This window comes from Escherichia sp. E3659 (genome assembly GCF_005781135.1).
In the GTDB taxonomy this organism is placed as follows: domain Bacteria; phylum Pseudomonadota; class Gammaproteobacteria; order Enterobacterales; family Enterobacteriaceae; genus Escherichia.
Genome location: NZ_VATQ01000008.1, coordinates 105,032 through 122,065, shown reverse-complemented (window position 1 = coordinate 122,065; position 17,034 = coordinate 105,032). Strand labels below are relative to the sequence as shown.

Below are 17,034 nucleotides of genomic sequence, written 5' to 3'. Positions count from 1 at the left end.
AAGATTTACAAAATGTTCAAAATGACGCATGAAATCACGTTTCACTTTCGAATTATGAGCGATTATGCGCGAAATCAAACAATGCATGTTTTTTCTGTGGCTAAATGAGACAAAACGAACTTTTGAGGGATAACAATGAAAACTCGCGATTCGCAAACAAGTGACGTGATTATCATTGGCGGCGGCGCAACGGGAGCCGGGATTGCCCGCGACTGTGCCCTGCGCGGGCTGAAAGTGATTTTGGTTGAACGCCACGACATCGCAACGGGAGCCACTGGGCGTAACCACGGTCTGCTGCACAGCGGCGCACGCTATGCGGTTACCGATGCGGAATCGGCCCGCGAATGTATTAGTGAAAACCAGATTTTAAAACGCATTGCGCGTCACTGTGTCGAACCAACCAACGGCCTGTTTATCACCCTGCCGGAAGATGATCTCTCCTTCCAGGCGACTTTTATTCGTGCTTGCGAAGAGGCTGGAATCAGTGCTGAAGCCATTGATCCGCAGCAAGCACGCATTATCGAACCTTCCGTTAACCCGGCACTGATTGGCGCGGTAAAAGTTCCGGATGGCACCGTTGACCCATTCCGGCTGACCGCAGCGAACATGCTCGATGCAAAAGAACATGGTGCCGTTATCCTTACCGCTCATGAAGTCACGGGACTGATTCGTGAAGGCGCGACGGTGTGCGGTGTTCGTGTACGTAATCATCTCACCGGTGAAACTCAGGCACTTCATGCGCCTGTCGTAGTTAATGCCGCCGGGATCTGGGGGCAACACATTGCCGAATATGCCGATCTGCGCATTCGCATGTTCCCGGCGAAAGGATCGCTGCTGATCATGGACCACCGCATTAATCAGCATGTGATCAACCGCTGCCGTAAACCTTCCGACGCCGATATTCTGGTGCCTGGCGATACCATTTCGCTGATTGGCACCACCTCTTTACGCATTAATTACGATGAGATAGACGACAACCGAGTGACGGCAGAAGAAGTGGATATTCTGCTACGTGAAGGGGAAAAACTGGCCCCCGTGATGGCGAAAACGCGCATTTTGCGGGCCTACTCTGGCGTACGCCCGTTGGTTGCCAGCGATGACGACCCGAGCGGACGTAACGTCAGCCGTGGCATCGTGCTGCTCGACCATGCTGAACGCGATGGTCTGGACGGATTTATCACCATCACCGGTGGCAAACTGATGACCTATCGGCTGATGGCGGAATGGGCTACCGACGCAGTATGCCGCAAGCTGGGCAACACGCGCCCCTGTACGACCGCCGATCTGGCACTTCCTGGTTCACTGGAGCCCGCTGAAGTCACCTTGCGTAAAGTCATCTCCCTGCCTGCCCCGCTGCGCGGTTCTGCGGTTTATCGTCATGGCGATCGCACACCCGCCTGGTTAAGTGAAGGCCGTTTGCACCGCAGCCTTGTTTGTGAGTGTGAAGCCGTTACTGCTGGCGAAGTGCAGTACGCAGTAGAAAATTTAAACGTCAACAGCCTGCTGGATTTACGTCGCCGCACCCGTGTGGGGATGGGGACTTGCCAGGGCGAGCTCTGCGCCTGCCGGGCAGCTGGATTGTTGCAACGCTTTAACGTCACCACCTCCGCGCAATCTATCGAACAACTTTCCACCTTCCTTAACGAACGCTGGAAAGGCGTGCAACCCATTGCCTGGGGGGATGCACTGCGCGAAAGCGAATTTACCCGCTGGGTTTATCAGGGACTGTGTGGTCTGGAGAAGGAGCAGAAAGATGCGCTTTGATACTGTCATTATGGGCGGCGGCCTCGCCGGATTACTCTGCGGCCTGCAATTGCAAAAACACGGTCTGCGCTGTGCCATTGTCACCCGTGGACAGAGCGCTCTGCATTTCTCATCCGGTTCGCTGGATTTGCTGAGCCATCTGCCAGATGGTCAACCGGTGGCAGACATTCATGCAGGGCTGGAGTCTTTGTGCCATCAGGCACCTGCCCATCCTTACACTCTTCTCGGCCCACAACGCGTACTGGATCTCGCTTGTCAGGCGCAGACATTAATTGCGGAAAGCGGCGCGCAATTGCAGGGCAGCGTGGAACTGGCCCATCAGCGCGTTACCCCACTCGGCACTTTGCGTTCGACCTGGTTAAGTTCGCCAGAAGTTCCCGTCTGGCCGCTACCCGCGAAGAAGATATGTGTAGTGGGGATAAGCGGGCTGATGGATTTCCAGGCGCATCTTGCGGCGGCTTCGTTGCGCGAACTGGATCTTTCGGTTGAAACTGCTGAAATTGAACTGCCGGAACTGGATGTGCTACGCAATAACGCCACCGAGTTTCGCGCGGTGAATATCGCCCGTTTCCTTGATAACGAAGAAAACTGGCCGCTGTTAATTGATGCGCTAATCCCTGTCGCCAATACCTGTGAAATGATCCTGATGCCCGCCTGCTTCGGCCTGGCCGATGACAAACTGTGGCGTTGGCTGAATGAAAAACTACCTTGTTCACTTATGCTTTTGCCAACGCTGCCGCCTTCCGTGCTGGGCATTCGTCTGCAAAACCAGTTACAGCGCCAGTTTGTACGCCAGGGCGGCGTGTGGATGCCGGGCGATGAAGTGAAAAGTGTGACCTGCAAAAACGGCGTGGTGAGCGAAATCTGGACCCGCAATCACGCCGATATCCCGCTGCGTCCGCGTTTTGCTGTGCTTGCGAGCGGCAGTTTCTTTAGCGGCGGGCTGGTGGCAGAACGCGAAGGCATTCGTGAGCCGATTCTCGGCCTTGATGTGCTACAAACCGCCACGCGGGGTGAGTGGTATAGAAGTGACTTTTTTGCTGCGCAACCGTGGCAACAGTTCGGCGTGACCACTGACGAGGCGCTACGCCCGTCACAGGCTGATCAAACAGTAGACAACCTGTTTGCCATCGGTTCGGTGCTGGGCGGATTTGATCCCATCGCCCAGGGATGCGGCGGCGGCGTTTGTGCCGTCAGTGCTTTACATGCCGCTCAACAGATTGCCCAACGCGCAGGAGGCCAATAATGAACGATACCAGCTTCGAAAATTGCATTAAGTGCACCGTCTGCACCACCGCCTGCCCGGTGAGCCGGGTGAATCCCGGCTATCCAGGGCCAAAACAAGCCGGGCCGGATGGCGAGCGTCTGCGTCTGAAAGATGGCGCACTGTATGACGAGGCGCTGAAATATTGCATCAACTGCAAACGTTGCGAAGTCGCCTGCCCGTCCGATGTGAAGATTGGCGATATTATCCAGCGCGCGCGGGCGAAATATGACACCACGCGCCCGTCGCTGCGTAATTTTGTGTTGAGTCATACCGACCTGATGGGCAGCGTTTCCACGCCGTTCGCACCAATCGTCAACACCGCTACCTCGCTGAAACCAGTGCGGCAGCTGCTTGATGCGGCGTTAAAAATCGATCATCGCCGCACGCTACCGAAATACTCCTTCGGTACATTTCGTCGCTGGTATCGCAGCGTGGCGGCTCAGCAAGCGCAGTATAAAGACCAGGTCGCTTTCTTTCACGGCTGCTTCGTTAACTACAACCATCCGCAGTTAGGTAAAGATTTAATTAAAGTGCTCAACGCGATGGGCACCGGCGTGCAACTGCTCAGCAAAGAAAAATGCTGCGGCGTACCTCTGATCGCCAACGGTTTTACCGATAAAGCACGCAAACAGGCAATTACGAATGTAGAGTCGATCCGCGAAGCTGTGGGAGTAAAAGGCATTCCGGTGATTGCCACCTCCTCAACCTGTACATTTGCCCTGCGCGACGAATACCCGGAAGTGCTGAATGTCGACAACAAAGGCTTGCGCGATCATATCGAACTGGCGACCCGCTGGCTGTGGCGCAAGCTGGACGAAGGAAAAACGTTACCGCTGAAACCGCTGCCGCTGAAAGTGGTTTATCACACGCCGTGCCATATGGAAAAAATGGGCTGGACGCTCTACACCCTGGAACTGTTGCGTAAGATCCCAGGGCTTGAGCTGACAGTGCTGGATTCCCAGTGCTGCGGTATTGCGGGTACTTACGGTTTCAAAAAAGAGAACTACCCCACCTCACAAGCCATCGGCGCACCACTGTTCCGCCAGATAGAAGAGAGCGGCGCGGATCTGGTCGTTACCGACTGCGAAACCTGCAAATGGCAGATTGAGATGTCCACAAGCCTTCGCTGCGAACATCCGATTACGCTGCTGGCCCAGGCGCTGGCTTAAACTCCTTTCTGATGCCCGGTAAGCATGTTGTTACCGGGCATTTTTGCGTACACGATTCCGTGCCCAATGTATGCGTTGCAACGCAGTGAAAATTCCTCTGAAAACGTCTCGCAAAGGCTGAAACTGGCAGATGTCAAAGGCCTGGGATAACCGTAATGTCGCGTCATCATAAATATCAGGTGACGGACAACCATGACCGAATCAACAACATCCTCCCCGCATGATGCGGTGTTTAAAACCTTTATGTTCACACCCGAAACCGCACGGGGTTTTCTGGAAATACACCTGCCGGAACCGCTACGTAAGCTTTGCAACCTGCAAACCTTACGCCTGGAACCCACCAGTTTTATTGAAAAAAGTTTACGCGCTTACTACTCGGATGTTTTGTGGTCGGTAGAAACCACCGACGGCGAAGGTTATATCTACTGCGTGATTGAGCATCAGAGTACTGCGGAAAAAAACATGGCCTTTCGACTGATGCGTTATGCCACTGCCGTCATGCAGCGCCATCTGGACAAAGGCTATGACAGAGTCCCTCTGGTAGTGCCAATGCTGTTTTATCATGGCGAAACCTCGCCCTACCCATATTCACTTAACTGGCTGGATGAATTTGACGACCCGCAGCTTGCCCGGCAGTTGTACACCGAAGCTTTTCCGTTGGTGGATATCACCATCGTACCTGACGATGAGATCATGCAACATCGGCGTATAGCTCTGCTGGAACTGATTCAAAAGCATATTCGCGAGCGCGATTTAATCGGTCTGGTCGACAGGATCACCACGCTTTTGGTTAGGGGCTTCACTAATGACAGCCAGGTGCAAACGCTGTTTAATTATCTACTGCAATGCGGCGATACCTCCCGTTTCACCCGCTTTATTGAGGAAATTGCCGAACGTTCACCACTACAAAAGGAGAGATTGATGACTATTGCTGAACGGCTACGGCAGGAAGGGCATCAAATTGGCTGGCAGGAGGGTATGCATGAACAAGCCATTAAAATTGCTTTGCGCATGCTGGAACAGGGCATTGATCGTGACCTGGTGCTCGCAGCCACCCAGCTAAGCGAAGACGATCTGGCAGCGAATAACCACTAATTAACACAGGCCCACAAGCTATCCCCATGGGCCTTTGATATCAATAACTACCTTTTATGCGTGGCCCATTTTTGCCTGATTTAAACATCGCCAGTCGTTGATCCAGGGCATCGCTATAGAGCATCGTGTCAACGCCAACAGCGACAAAGTTCGCTCCCCACGCCAGGCATTGCTGCGATTTATCAGGAGCCACAGCCAGAAAACCAGCCACTTTACCCGCAGCGCGGATCCGCCGAATGCTTAAGTTCGTTAAGCAACAGATAGGCCGTACTTTTCGGGATCCCCAATGTGTCGATGATCGTTGCAGCACTACAGGGGCCAATGCGGGCAATCAAATTGAGAATATCAATAGCCCGTGTCAGGGCGGGAACTTTGCTTGATTCCAACATACTGGACTCCAGTCTTAGATACTGGAATCAGTCTCGTCGCTCAGGGTGAGTAAAATTGTGAAGCGCATCAAATCCCGTTTCTCGTCCAGCGGACTGGAGAAATTACGCACAAATTTGTGAATCAGCGCACGGATTTTTTCTTATTGAGTACAACAGGTTGGACAAATTTTGCAGGAGAGGAATGTGCCGGTGCAGTAAACCGGCACAGCGTGACTGAATCAGACGGATAAGGTCATGGACTCAACAACCTCAATCCAGCCATGCTCGCTGGCGATGTCCTGACCGTTCAGCCAACGGCGCAGCATATTAAGCGCCATCATTGCACACACTTCCTGACGAATAGCCAGACTGTAACGCGTGGCGCTGAAATGTACGCGCAGAGCATAAGTGCCGTCCGGCGTGGCTAGCGCAAAGTTGAGATGTTCGTTCTCGAAACCTGAAACAGCCAGTGCCAGCCCGGCAAAATGGTTGGCCCGCCGCTCTGTGATCCAGTGCGCGGTTTGTGCCAGGGTTTCTTCCTGTGAAGGAACCACTTCACACGCCAGCAATGGAGCACCTGCGCGAGAAAGTTGCAAAGCCAATAAACCACCAGTGAATTGCTCGCTCAACGTCAGACTGAACTGGCGGTTTTGCAATTCGCGACTGATCTGCGCTGGCAGTCCTTCGGTGCCTTCGAAAATCACGCTCTGTCCGGCAACACGTTTAACGTCCAGCCACAGTTTTTCCATCGCCTGTTGCTCGCTTGCCGGTCCAGTAAGTTTCAGTTCGATGATCGGCATTGAGGAGCGATAGCCCATTGTTACGCCCGGCGGCAGTTGTAGAGTGTCCAGGCTGTGTGCCAGATCGCTTTCCGAACGACCAAAGGTAGTCAAACGCAGGCAAACCGGCGGCTGCGGTAAAGAAAAACGCTCGCGCAGGCGCGGCAGGATTTCGTGCTCGACCATCACCTTAAATTCTGACGGTACGCCGGGGGTAAAGAACATCAGGCAACGATTAAGCTGCACGGCAAAACCACAGGCGGTGCCTACCGGGTTATTGATAAATTCAGCACTGGCAGGCAGCTCCGCTTGTTTACGGTTGCTCGGTGCCATTACTCGTCCACGTTCGTGGAAATAGCGTTCCATCTCTTTAAGCCAGGCTTCATGTAGCACCAGACCTTCACCTTTTGCTGTCGCAGCAGCGAGCGCGCTTAAATCATCGCTGGTTGGCCCCAGTCCGCCGTTGACGATCAGCACATCGGCGTGCTGACTGCGCTCACGAAGAATGGTGACTAAATCTTCAAGGTTATCGCCCACCGTATTACGGCGAGATAGCGGCAAGCCCTGATGAAAGAAAAAGTCGGCCAGCCAGGCTGCATTCGTGTCAACGATTTGCCCGTGTAACACCTCATCCCCGGTGGATAGCATTTCCACTTTTAACATGGTTATCTCCTGCTTTTGTTATCGAATCACTATAACGCAAAGGGAGATAAGGCGTAGTAAGAAACTGAAAGGCGCGACAGAACGCCGCGCCGGAAGGTATCAGAAGCTGGCGTTAACCCCGACATAAGGGCCGTCGGCCACGGCATTATCGCGATTGCCGTCTTTCCCCGACAGGTTCAGATAACGGTAGCCTGCCTCAATACTGACTGGACGCATAATGGTGTAACGCGCGCCAGCATTCGCTTCTTCATAACTTTGAATACCGCTGGAGAGCGAATCCGGAGAGTAATAATACTCGCCAAACAGACGGAAGCTGTCACCAATTTGCCACTGTAAACCACCACCGACTGCCGCCGCATAACCTTCATCGCCGTAATTCGGGTTGGTATAAACACCTTTCCCACCTACAGTTGCCATTAACGGCCCCAGAGGAAGATTCAGGCCCAGCCCCACGCCCGCGACATCACCGTCGTCGTCGTTATGTGTCCAGTTACCGCTTAACGCCAGTCCCGTAGACTCGGTCCCGAAACCGACGCCAATATTGGTGTATTCCTTACCTGCCTGGCCGCTGATGCTTATCGCATTTGCCGATGCAGAAACCAACAGCATTCCAGCCAGAACTGGTAGCGCAAATTTTTTCATTTTTACCTTTTTCCGCAAGAAGATAATCAACATTCCCCAAAGCTGCGGGATTGTACTGCCTGACGCAGAGGATTCAATGCGCGAAAAAAGTGATCTGCTAACTTATTGTAACTAAATACTTCTCAAATAATTTAACGCCGAAAAAATAAACATGATTTACGTTATAAACCAAAATAATAATCAGCGCAGTTATCATCGCAAAAGAGACTAATGTCACTTTCGCATATTTATGAGTTGCCGTATTCTCTTGGTTTATTTTCGATTATAAGGAACATCCCTGTGCGACAACGGACTATTGTTTGCCCTTTGATTCAAAATGATGGTGCTTATCTGCTATGTAAAATGGCTGACGATCGCGGCGTTTTCCCGGGTCAATGGGCGCTTTCGGGTGGTGGCGTGGAACCTGGCGAACGTATTGAAGAAGCATTACGCCGTGAAATCAGAGAAGAGTTAGGCGAGCAACTGATTCTTACTGACATAACTCCGTGGACTTTCAGCGATGATATTCGCACTAAGACGTATGCAGATGGTCGTAAGGAAGAGATTTATATGATTTACCTGATCTTTGACTGCGTTTCTGCCAACCGTGAAGTGAAAATAAACGAAGAGTTTCAGGAATACGCGTGGGTAAAACCAGAAGATCTGGCGCAATACGATTTGAATGTTGCTACCCAGAAAACATTACATTTGAAGGGTCTTCTGTGATAGTGATGACAGCCATTACTGGCTGTCAGATTCAAAGATCAGTGATTGACAAATTCCCCATCCAGTAAAACTTTACCGTTTTCCACATGCATCACCAGTCCATCCAGATAATCTGGTTTAAATGTCACGTTACGTTTATCTTTCGCGATATACGTCAGACAGTGGTTGTGGGTGAAGATAACAATATTTTTATCAGGCGCTTTACTTTGTAAGTCTTTAATTGCGCTATAAATCTCATTACCACATTGTAACAGTCGTTTATCTACCGTCAGTTTTTTGCCCGCAGAAAACCAGGTTGCCGACTGAATAGTCCGAACGGTATTACTGGAATAAAGATCGAAATCAGGGATATCTGCGCTGAAGGCTTTGCCCAGTTCACGCGCATCCTGAGAGCCATTTACCGTAATACCTGTTTTGTCTGACAAGCATTGACTGGAGGAACGATCGCAGCGTTCTCCATGGCGAAACAGAACCACCACCGGGTGCTGCTGCGCCAGCCTGGCCAACGTTTTATTGTCGATTCGTGGCAACCCATTGCTACTCCAGGCAGCATGACTACCCAACCCGGCAATTACAGCAAGCACCAGTAAAATGAAGATATATTTTTTAGACTTCATCGAAGTCCGACAAAAAGCTAACACCTAAGCTCCACCTATAGACACGCGTAGCCAGCTAAATGACCGTGAAAACAAATAATATTTTCACCGGCAAATAGGGGCTGGGGATAGTATTAAAACATTACGATGCACGCAAAATGCCTTAAATCTTGTCAAATGAAAAGCCCGAACAAGCTAAAAAAACGAAAAAAAATAATATGTAAGTACTATATTAGTTCCTTAAGGTTAAATTAATATTCTACCCTTAGAATTTCACTCCAAATGGCAAAATACATATAACGCTCCCTATAACAAATATTAGTGAATAGATGGGGAAAGTATTCAATGGCCGAAGGAATAATAATGTCAGATTTTTTGCCCTTTTCACGTCCGGCAATGGGTGTGGAAGAACTCACTGCGGTTAAAGATGTTCTCGAATCTGGATGGATCACCACAGGTCCGAAGAATCAGGCGCTTGAACAAGCCTTTTGCCAGTTGACGGGAAATCAACATGCCATCGCGGTCAGTTCAGCCACAGCCGGAATGCATATCACGCTGATGGCGCTGGAGATAGGTGCTGGCGATGAAGTGATCACGCCTTCTCTGACCTGGGTATCAACCCTCAATATGATTTCTTTGTTGGGCGCTACGCCGGTAATGGTAGATGTCGACAGCGATATGCTGATGGTCACGCCTGAAGCGATCGAAGCAGCCATTACGCCGCGTACCAAAGCCATCATTCCAGTGCATTATGCCGGTGCGCCAGCAGATATTGACGCCATTCGCGCCATTGGCGAACGTTACGGCATCGCAGTTATCGAAGATGCCGCCCATGCCGTCGGTACGTATTACAAAGGTCGACATATTGGCGCGAAAGGTACCGCTATTTTTTCGTTTCACGCCATCAAAAATATTACCTGTGCAGAAGGCGGCCTGATTGTTACTGATAATGAAAACCTCGCCCGCCAGCTACGGATGCTGAAATTTCACGGTCTGGGTGTCGATGCATATGACAGGCAAACCTGGGGCCGCGCACCGCAGGCAGAAGTATTAACGCCGGGCTATAAGTACAATCTGACCGATATTAACGCCGCGATTGCCCTGACACAGTTAGCAAAATTAGAGCAACTCAACACCCGTCGTCGGGAAATTGCCCTGCAATATCAGCAAGCACTGGCAGCTCTCCCCTTTCAGCCATTAAGCCTTCCCGCCTGGCCGCACGTTCACGCCTGGCATCTGTTTATTATTCGTGTCGATGAACAACGTTGTGGTATCAGTCGCGATGCGTTGATGGAAGCGTTAAAAGAAAGAGGCATTGGCACCGGGTTACATTTCCGCGCTGCTCACACGCAAAAATATTATCGCGAGCGTTTTCCCACGCTGTCGTTACCGAATACCGAATGGAACAGCGAACGCATCTGTTCGTTGCCGCTTTTTCCAGATATGACCACCGCCGATGCCGACCGCGTCATCGCTGCCCTTCAGCAACTCGCAGGACAATAAGCCATGTTTGAAATCCACCCTGTTAAGAAAGTCTCGGTGGTTATTCCCGTTTATAACGAGCAGGAAAGCTTACCGGAATTAATCAGGCGCACCACCGCAGCCTGCGAAACGCTGGGGAAAGAGTATGAGATCCTGCTGATTGATGACGGCAGTAGCGATAATTCCGCACAAATGCTCGTCGATGCCTCACAAGCAGAGGGCAGCCACATCGTGTCTATTTTGCTTAATCGTAATTACGGACAGCATTCGGCGATCATGGCAGGTTTCAGCCACGTTACCGGCGACTTAATTATTACCCTCGATGCCGATCTCCAGAATCCGCCTGAGGAGATCCCCCGTCTGGTAGAAAAAGCCGATGAAGGTTACGACGTAGTGGGTACTGTGCGCCAGAATCGCCAGGATACCTGGTTTCGTAAAACCGCTTCGAAGATGATTAACCGGCTTATTCAGCGCACCACCGGCAAAGCGATGGGCGACTATGGCTGTATGTTACGCGCCTATCGCCGTCATATTATCGATGCCATGTTGCACTGCCATGAACGCAGCACCTTTATCCCGATTCTGGCGAATATCTTCGCTCGCCGCGCTATTGAAATTCCGGTGCATCATGCCGAGCGTGAGTATGGCGAATCTAAATACAGCTTTATGCGCCTGATTAATTTGATGTACGACCTGGTGACCTGCCTCACGACTACGCCGCTACGTATGCTGAGTCTTCTCGGCAGCGTGATTGCGATTGGGGGTTTCAGCATTGCGGTACTGCTGGTGATTTTACGCCTGACCTTCGGACCACAATGGGCGGCAGAAGGCGTCTTTATGCTATTTGCCGTGCTGTTTACTTTTATTGGCGCTCAGTTTATCGGCATGGGATTGCTCGGTGAATATATTGGCAGGATCTACACCGATGTCCGCGCCCGCCCCCGCTATTTTGTTCAGCAAGTTATCCGTCCATCCAGCAAGGAAAATGAATAATGAAAACCGTCGTTTTTGCCTACCACGATATGGGATGCCTCGGTATTGAAGCCCTGCTGGCTGCCGGTTACGAAATTAGCGCCATTTTTACCCATACTGATAATCCTGGCGAAAAAGCCTTTTATGGTTCAGTCGCTCGCCTGGCGGCGGAAAGAGGCATTCCGGTTTACGCGCCGGATAACATTAATCATCCGCTGTGGGTGGAACGCATTGCCCAACTGTCACCAGAGGTGATTTTCTCTTTTTATTATCGCCATCTCATTAGCGATGAGATTTTGCAGCTCGCTCCCGCAGGTGCATTTAATCTGCATGGTTCGCTGTTACCAAAATATCGTGGTCGCGCGCCGCTGAACTGGGTGCTGGTGAATGGTGAAACGGAAACGGGCGTTACATTGCACCGAATGGTTAAACGTGCCGATGCCGGGGCCATTGTTGCCCAACTGCGCGTTGCCATTGCGCCAGATGATATCGCCATTACGCTGCATCATAAATTGTGCCATGCCGCGCGTCAGTTGCTGGAACAGACGTTACCCGCCATTAAACACGGTAAGATTCTGGAAATAGCCCAACGCGAGAACGAAGCCACCTGTTTTGGTCGCAGAACACCAGAAGACAGCTTCCTCGAGTGGCACAAACCGGCAGCCGTATTGCATAACATGGTCCGCGCCGTCGCCGATCCGTGGCCAGGTGCCTTCAGCTATGTTGGTAATCAAAAATTTACCGTCTGGTCGTCACGCGTACATCCTCATACATCCGCATCGCAGCCGGGAAGCGTGATTTCTGTTGCGCCGTTGCTGATTGCCTGTGGCGATGGCGCGCTGGAAATCGTCACCGGACAGGCGGGCGACGGCATTACCATGCAAGGCTCACAATTAGCCCAGACGCTGGGGCTGGTGCAAGGTTCACGCTTGAATAGCCAGCCTGCCTGCGCCGCCCGACGCCGTACCCGGGTGTTAATCCTCGGGGTAAATGGTTTTATCGGTAACCATTTGACAGAACGCCTGCTGCGCGAAGATCACTATGAAGTTTACGGTCTGGATATTGGCAGCGACGCGATAAGCCGTTTTCTGAATCATCCGCATTTTCATTTTGTTGAAGGCGATATCAGTATTCATTCCGAATGGATTGAGTATCACGTCAAAAAATGTGATGTCGTCTTGCCGCTGGTGGCGATAGCCACGCCGATTGAATATACCCGCAACCCGCTGCGCGTATTTGAACTCGATTTTGAAGAGAATCTGCGCATTATCCGTTATTGCGTGAAGTACCGTAAGCGAATCATCTTCCCGTCGACTTCAGAAGTTTATGGGATGTGTAGCGATAAATACTTCGATGAGGACCATTCTAATTTAATCGTCGGCCCGGTGAATAAACCACGCTGGATTTATTCGGTGTCAAAACAATTACTTGATCGGGTCATCTGGGCCTATGGCGAAAAAGAGGGGTTGCAGTTCACCCTCTTCCGCCCGTTTAACTGGATGGGGCCACGACTGGATAACCTTAATGCGGCGCGAATTGGTAGCTCACGCGCGATTACGCAACTCATTCTCAATCTGGTAGAAGGTTCACCGATTAAGCTGATTGATGGCGGAAAACAAAAACGCTGCTTTACTGATATTCGGGATGGTATCGAGGCGTTATACCGCATTATCGAAAATGCGGGAAATCGCTGCGACGGCGAAATTATCAACATTGGCAATCCCGATAACGAAGCGAGCATTGAGGAGCTGGGCGAGATGCTGCTGGCGAGCTTCGAAAAACATCCGCTGCGCCATCACTTCCCACCGTTTGCGGGCTTTCGCGTTGTCGAAAGTAGCAGTTACTACGGCAAAGGATATCAGGACGTGGCACATCGTAAACCGAGCATCCGCAATGCCCGCCGTTGCCTCGGCTGGGAACCGAAAATTGATATGCAGGAAACCATCGATGAAACGCTGGATTTCTTCCTGCGCACTGTCGATCTTACGGATAAGTCATCATGACCAAAGTAGGTTTACGTATTGATGTCGATACTTTTCGTGGCACCCGCGAAGGGGTGCCACGTCTGCTGGAAACCTTAAGTAAGTATAATATTCAGGCCAGCATTTTTTTCAGCGTCGGCCCGGACAATATGGGCCGCCATCTCTGGCGACTGGTGAAGCCACAGTTTTTGTGGAAGATGCTGCGCTCAAACGCGGCATCGCTTTATGGCTGGGATATTTTACTGGCAGGTACGGCATGGCCAGGAAAAGAGATTGGTCATGCCAATGCCGATATCATTCGTGAAGCGGCTAAATACCACGAAGTCGGCCTGCACGCCTGGGATCACCACGCCTGGCAAGCCCATAGCGGCAACTGGGATCGGCAAACGATGGTCGACGATATTGCACGCGGCCTTCGCACCCTGGAAGAGATTATCGGCCAACCGATAACCTGCTCCGCTGCCGCTGGCTGGCGTGCCGACCAACAGGTGATCGAAGCAAAAGAAGCGTTCCATTTGCGTTACAACAGCGATTGTCGTGGGGCGATGCCGTTTCGTCCCTTGCTCGAATCAGGAAAACCCGGCACTGCGCAAATCCCGGTGACATTACCCACCTGGGATGAAGTGATTGGTCGGGATGTGAAAGCGCAAGATTTTAACGGCTGGCTACTCAACCGCATCCTGCGAGATAAAGGGACGCCGGTTTATACCATCCATGCTGAAGTTGAAGGTTGTGTTTATCATCCTGATTTTGTTGATCTCCTGAAGCGTGCCGCCCGTGAAGGCATTACGTTTTGTCCATTAGGCGAGCTGCTGCCGGAGACGTTGCCGCTCGGACATGTGGTGCGTGGAAGAATCGCTGGACGCGAAGGCTGGCTGGGTTGCCAACAAGTTGCGGGAACTCGTCCATGAAATCCATTCGCTATTACGCAGCATTCTTTGCGTTTATTACCGTCTATTATCTCTTGCCGATTAATTATCGCCTGCTATGGCAACCTGATGAAACGCGTTATGCGGAAATCAGTCGGGAAATGCTGGCTTCCGGCGACTGGATTGTGCCCCATCTGTTAGGGCTACGTTATTTCGAAAAACCCATTGCCGGATACTGGATTAACAGTATTGGGCAATGGTTATTTGGCGCGAATAACTTTGGTGTTCGGGCAGGCGTTATCTTTGCGACTCTGTTAACCGCCGCGCTGGTGACCTGGTTTACTCTACGCTTATGGCGCGATAAACGTCTGGCACTACTCGCCGCTGTGATTTATCTCTCGCTGCTTATTGTCTACGCCATCGGCACTTACGCCGTGCTCGATCCGTTTATTGCATTCTGGCTGGTGGCGGGAATGTGTAGCTTCTGGTTGGCAATGGATGCGCAAACGTGGAAAGGCAAAAGCACGGGATTTTTACTGCTGGGAATCACCTGCGGTATGGGGGTAATGACCAAAGGTTTTCTCGCCCTCGCCGTGCCGGTATTCAGCGTGCTGCCGTGGGTGGCGATGCAAAAACGCTGGAGAGATTTCTTTATTTACGGCTGGCTGGCAATCATCAGTTGTGTACTGACGGTTCTCCCCTGGGGGTTAGCAATAGCGCAACGGGAGCCTGACTTCTGGCACTATTTTTTCTGGGTTGAGCATATTCAACGCTTTGCGATGGCTGATGCCCAACATAAAGCCCCGTTCTGGTACTACTTGCCTGTCATCATTGCCGGTAGCCTGCCATGGCTGGGATTACTCCCCGGCGCACTGTGTGCGGGCTGGAAAAACCGCAATCATTCCGCAACCGTCTATTTGTTGAGCTGGACGGTGATGCCACTGCTGTTTTTCTCCATCGCCAAAGGTAAATTACCCACCTATATTCTCTCCTGCTTTGCACCTTTAGCGATGTTGATGGCGTATTACGCGTTGCAGGCAGCAAAAAATAATCCTCTGGCGTTGCGAATTAATGGCTGGATTAACATCGCATTTGGCGTTACTGGCATTATTGCCACGTTTGTTGTCTCTCCCTGGGGACCAATGAGTACGCCAGTCTGGCAAACTTTCGAAATCTATAAAGTCTTTTGCGCATGGTCGATTTTTTCGCTATGGGCATTTTTCGGCTGGTACACATTAACGAACATTGAAAAAAACTGGCCTTTTGCGGCACTTTGCCCGTTAGGGCTGGCGTTGCTCGTGGGAATTGCGATTCCTGACAGAATTATGGAAGGCAAACATCCGCAATTTTTTGTCGAGATGACGCAAGAATCACTTCAGCCGAGCCGCTATATTCTTACTGATAGCGTCGGCGTTGCCGCAGGTCTGGCATGGAGTCTGCAACGCAATGACATCATCATGTATCGTCAGACGGGTGAGTTGAAATATGGCCTTAACTACCCGGATGCGAAAGGCAGATTTGTCAGCGGTGATGATTTCGCCAACTGGCTTAATAAGCATCGTCAGGAGGGGATTATTACTCTCGTACTTTCGGTTGACCACGATGAAGACATTAACAGTCTCCCCATTCCACCTGCAGACGCCACCGATCATCAGGGACGTCTGGTGCTCTTTCAGTATCGGCCTAAATGATCTGGCTGATATTAGTGTTTGCCAGCTTGCTTAGTGTTGCCGGGCAACTCTGCCAGAAACAAGCGACGAGCTTTGTGGCGATAAACAAACGGCGTAAACATATCGCGCTGTGGCTGGGGCTGGCTTTGGTTTGTCTGGGGCTGGCAATGCTGCTCTGGCTGCTGGTATTGCAGAACGTACCGGTAGGCATTGCTTACCCAATGTTGAGTCTGAATTTTGTCTGGGTGACGCTGGCTGCGATAAAACTGTGGCACGAACCAGTGTCTTTTCGTCACTGGTGTGGGGTGGCCTTCATTATTGGCGGCATTGTGATTTTGGGGAGCACGGTGTAATGGGCCTGATGTGGGGATTATTCAGCGTCATTATTGCTTCTGCTGCACAATTAAGCCTCGGTTTTGCAGCAAGTCATCTACCACCGATGACGCAGTTGTGGGATTTTATCGCTGCGCTTTTGGCTTTTGGCCTGGATGCCCGGATGCTGTTGATCGGGCTACTGGGTTATCTGCTTTCCGTTTTTTGTTGGTACAAAACACTTCATCAACTCACACTCAGCAAAGCCTATACTTTGCTGAGTGTGAGTTATGTACTGGTATGGATTGCATCAATAGTACTTCCCGGCTGGGAAGGGACTTTTTCTGTGAAGGCACTGCTTGGAGTGGCCTGTATTATGGGTGGATTAACGCTGATTTTCCTGCCAGTTCGAAATAAAAATCACTGACGATTTCTGGCCATTTTGCGTACATTCTCCCACTCTTCGCCACTGTAGCTTCGGGCATCAATAACTTTAATTGTGCGTTGTGTATCCCGGTTAATACAGTACATAGCATCCTGTAGCGGTGAGAGTAAATCACCAGGCTGAACAATGACATCATTGCACACTTCGGCAATCATTTTGAGAGCACCACTGGTATCACTAAGGACCAATACGTGACGATTTTTCGCCGCGCCGCAACACGTCTTTTTTACTAACCACTCCATTGCACCTCCCTG

Annotated in this window: 16 protein-coding genes and 2 pseudogenes; 12 read left to right on the top strand and 6 right to left on the bottom strand. The window is 51.2% G+C overall.

Annotated features, from left to right (window positions below; all coding sequences use genetic code 11):
- The first annotated feature begins 135 nt into the window (after window positions 1-135).
- From glpA to FEK47_RS08775, 4 genes are all read left to right on the top strand, one after another.
- Complete coding sequence (gene glpA / locus FEK47_RS08790) at window positions 136-1,764, top strand: anaerobic glycerol-3-phosphate dehydrogenase subunit A (RefSeq protein WP_135487501.1); 1,629 nt, start codon at window positions 136-138, stop codon at window positions 1,762-1,764.
- A complete protein-coding gene (gene glpB / locus FEK47_RS08785) occupies window positions 1,754-3,010 on the top strand; it encodes a glycerol-3-phosphate dehydrogenase subunit GlpB (RefSeq protein ID WP_138183163.1) in 1,257 nt (418 codons plus the stop codon). Before glpA ends, glpB begins: the two co-directional genes overlap by 11 nt.
- A complete protein-coding gene (gene glpC / locus FEK47_RS08780) occupies window positions 3,010-4,200 on the top strand; it encodes an anaerobic glycerol-3-phosphate dehydrogenase subunit GlpC (protein WP_001000377.1) in 1,191 nt (396 codons plus the stop codon). The genes glpB and glpC overlap by 1 nt, the downstream gene beginning before the upstream one ends.
- 192 nt (window positions 4,201-4,392) lie before the next feature.
- Window positions 4,393-5,295 (top strand): ISNCY family transposase, encoded by a 903-nt coding sequence (locus tag FEK47_RS08775; protein WP_135487500.1) that lies wholly within the window; start codon window positions 4,393-4,395, stop codon window positions 5,293-5,295.
- A 40-nt stretch (window positions 5,296-5,335) separates the two neighbouring features.
- On the opposite strand, the pseudogene FEK47_RS08770 reads toward FEK47_RS08775, so the two are convergent.
- The 4 genes and pseudogenes from FEK47_RS08770 to FEK47_RS08755 all read right to left on the bottom strand — a co-directional run.
- Window positions 5,336-5,536 (bottom strand): annotated as a pseudogene (locus FEK47_RS08770) (2-keto-3-deoxy-L-rhamnonate aldolase); the annotation flags it as partial.
- A pseudogene (locus FEK47_RS08765) lies at window positions 5,535-5,684 on the bottom strand (helix-turn-helix domain-containing protein); the annotation flags it as partial. The pseudogenes FEK47_RS08770 and FEK47_RS08765, both read right to left, overlap by 2 nt.
- A 218-nt stretch (window positions 5,685-5,902) precedes the next feature.
- Entirely contained in the window at window positions 5,903-7,105 is a 1,203-nt protein-coding gene (locus FEK47_RS08760; RefSeq protein WP_135487499.1) for a nicotinamide mononucleotide deamidase-related protein YfaY, read from the bottom strand.
- Between the two features lie 99 nt (window positions 7,106-7,204).
- Entirely contained in the window at window positions 7,205-7,747 is a 543-nt protein-coding gene (locus tag FEK47_RS08755; protein ID WP_130207171.1) for a YfaZ family outer membrane protein, read from the bottom strand.
- A gap of 279 nt (window positions 7,748-8,026) precedes the next feature.
- On the opposite strand from FEK47_RS08755, the gene nudI reads away from it, so the two are divergent.
- The gene (gene nudI, locus FEK47_RS08750; protein ID WP_130217016.1) at window positions 8,027-8,452 is read left to right on the top strand and encodes a nucleoside triphosphatase NudI; all 426 of its coding nucleotides are present in this window, start codon (window positions 8,027-8,029) and stop codon (window positions 8,450-8,452) included.
- A gap of 38 nt (window positions 8,453-8,490) precedes the next feature.
- On the opposite strand, the gene ais is transcribed toward nudI, so the two are convergent.
- Entirely contained in the window at window positions 8,491-9,093 is a 603-nt protein-coding gene (gene ais / locus FEK47_RS08745; RefSeq protein WP_135487498.1) for a lipopolysaccharide core heptose(II)-phosphate phosphatase Ais, read from the bottom strand.
- 318 nt (window positions 9,094-9,411) lie between these two features.
- On the opposite strand from ais, the gene arnB reads away from it, so the two are divergent.
- From arnB to arnF, 7 genes are read left to right on the top strand one after another with little or no spacing between them, the layout of a single operon-like run.
- Window positions 9,412-10,551, top strand: coding sequence for a UDP-4-amino-4-deoxy-L-arabinose aminotransferase (gene arnB / locus FEK47_RS08740; RefSeq protein ID WP_135487497.1), 1,140 nt, complete (start codon window positions 9,412-9,414; stop codon window positions 10,549-10,551).
- Window positions 10,552-10,554: 3 nt separating this feature from the next.
- The gene (gene arnC / locus FEK47_RS08735; RefSeq protein WP_130221923.1) at window positions 10,555-11,523 is read left to right on the top strand and encodes an undecaprenyl-phosphate 4-deoxy-4-formamido-L-arabinose transferase; all 969 of its coding nucleotides are present in this window, start codon (window positions 10,555-10,557) and stop codon (window positions 11,521-11,523) included.
- A complete protein-coding gene (gene arnA / locus FEK47_RS08730; protein ID WP_135487496.1) occupies window positions 11,523-13,505 on the top strand; it encodes a bifunctional UDP-4-amino-4-deoxy-L-arabinose formyltransferase/UDP-glucuronic acid oxidase ArnA in 1,983 nt (660 codons plus the stop codon). Before arnC ends, arnA begins: the two co-directional genes overlap by 1 nt.
- Window positions 13,502-14,395 (top strand): 4-deoxy-4-formamido-L-arabinose-phosphoundecaprenol deformylase, encoded by an 894-nt coding sequence (gene arnD / locus FEK47_RS08725; RefSeq protein WP_135487495.1) that lies wholly within the window; start codon window positions 13,502-13,504, stop codon window positions 14,393-14,395. Before arnA ends, arnD begins: the two co-directional genes overlap by 4 nt.
- A complete protein-coding gene (arnT, locus tag FEK47_RS08720) occupies window positions 14,392-16,044 on the top strand; it encodes a lipid IV(A) 4-amino-4-deoxy-L-arabinosyltransferase (RefSeq protein WP_135487494.1) in 1,653 nt (550 codons plus the stop codon). Before arnD ends, arnT begins: the two co-directional genes overlap by 4 nt.
- Window positions 16,041-16,376, top strand: coding sequence for a 4-amino-4-deoxy-L-arabinose-phosphoundecaprenol flippase subunit ArnE (arnE, locus tag FEK47_RS08715; RefSeq protein ID WP_135487493.1), 336 nt, complete (start codon window positions 16,041-16,043; stop codon window positions 16,374-16,376). The genes arnT and arnE overlap by 4 nt, the downstream gene beginning before the upstream one ends.
- Entirely contained in the window at window positions 16,376-16,762 is a 387-nt protein-coding gene (gene arnF / locus FEK47_RS08710) for a 4-amino-4-deoxy-L-arabinose-phosphoundecaprenol flippase subunit ArnF (RefSeq protein WP_135487492.1), read from the top strand. Before arnE ends, arnF begins: the two co-directional genes overlap by 1 nt.
- Here the strand turns inward: arnF and pmrD are convergent.
- The gene (pmrD, locus tag FEK47_RS08705; RefSeq protein ID WP_130216998.1) at window positions 16,756-17,022 is read right to left on the bottom strand and encodes a signal transduction protein PmrD; all 267 of its coding nucleotides are present in this window, start codon (window positions 17,020-17,022) and stop codon (window positions 16,756-16,758) included. The genes arnF and pmrD overlap by 7 nt on opposite strands.
- Window positions 17,023-17,034 lie beyond the last annotated feature (12 nt).

Excerpts from the sequence above, each read along its gene's own strand:
- pmrD (WP_130216998.1), bottom strand. The coding sequence starts at position 17,022 with ATGGAGTGGTTAGTAAAAAAGACGTGTTGCGGCGCGGCGAAAAATCGT.
- arnC (WP_130221923.1), top strand. The coding sequence starts at position 10,555 with ATGTTTGAAATCCACCCTGTTAAGAAAGTCTCGGTGGTTATTCCCGTT.
- glpA (WP_135487501.1), top strand. The coding sequence starts at position 136 with ATGAAAACTCGCGATTCGCAAACAAGTGACGTGATTATCATTGGCGGC.
- arnF (WP_135487492.1), top strand. The coding sequence starts at position 16,376 with ATGGGCCTGATGTGGGGATTATTCAGCGTCATTATTGCTTCTGCTGCA.
- glpC (WP_001000377.1), top strand. The coding sequence starts at position 3,010 with ATGAACGATACCAGCTTCGAAAATTGCATTAAGTGCACCGTCTGCACC.
- arnD (WP_135487495.1), top strand. The coding sequence starts at position 13,502 with ATGACCAAAGTAGGTTTACGTATTGATGTCGATACTTTTCGTGGCACC.
- arnE (WP_135487493.1), top strand. The coding sequence starts at position 16,041 with ATGATCTGGCTGATATTAGTGTTTGCCAGCTTGCTTAGTGTTGCCGGG.
- arnB (WP_135487497.1), top strand. The coding sequence starts at position 9,412 with ATGTCAGATTTTTTGCCCTTTTCACGTCCGGCAATGGGTGTGGAAGAA.
- FEK47_RS08775 (WP_135487500.1), top strand. The coding sequence starts at position 4,393 with ATGACCGAATCAACAACATCCTCCCCGCATGATGCGGTGTTTAAAACC.
- FEK47_RS08760 (WP_135487499.1), bottom strand. The coding sequence starts at position 7,105 with ATGTTAAAAGTGGAAATGCTATCCACCGGGGATGAGGTGTTACACGGG.
- arnA (WP_135487496.1), top strand. The coding sequence starts at position 11,523 with ATGAAAACCGTCGTTTTTGCCTACCACGATATGGGATGCCTCGGTATT.
- glpB (WP_138183163.1), top strand. The coding sequence starts at position 1,754 with ATGCGCTTTGATACTGTCATTATGGGCGGCGGCCTCGCCGGATTACTC.
- arnT (WP_135487494.1), top strand. The coding sequence starts at position 14,392 with ATGAAATCCATTCGCTATTACGCAGCATTCTTTGCGTTTATTACCGTC.
- FEK47_RS08755 (WP_130207171.1), bottom strand. The coding sequence starts at position 7,747 with ATGAAAAAATTTGCGCTACCAGTTCTGGCTGGAATGCTGTTGGTTTCT.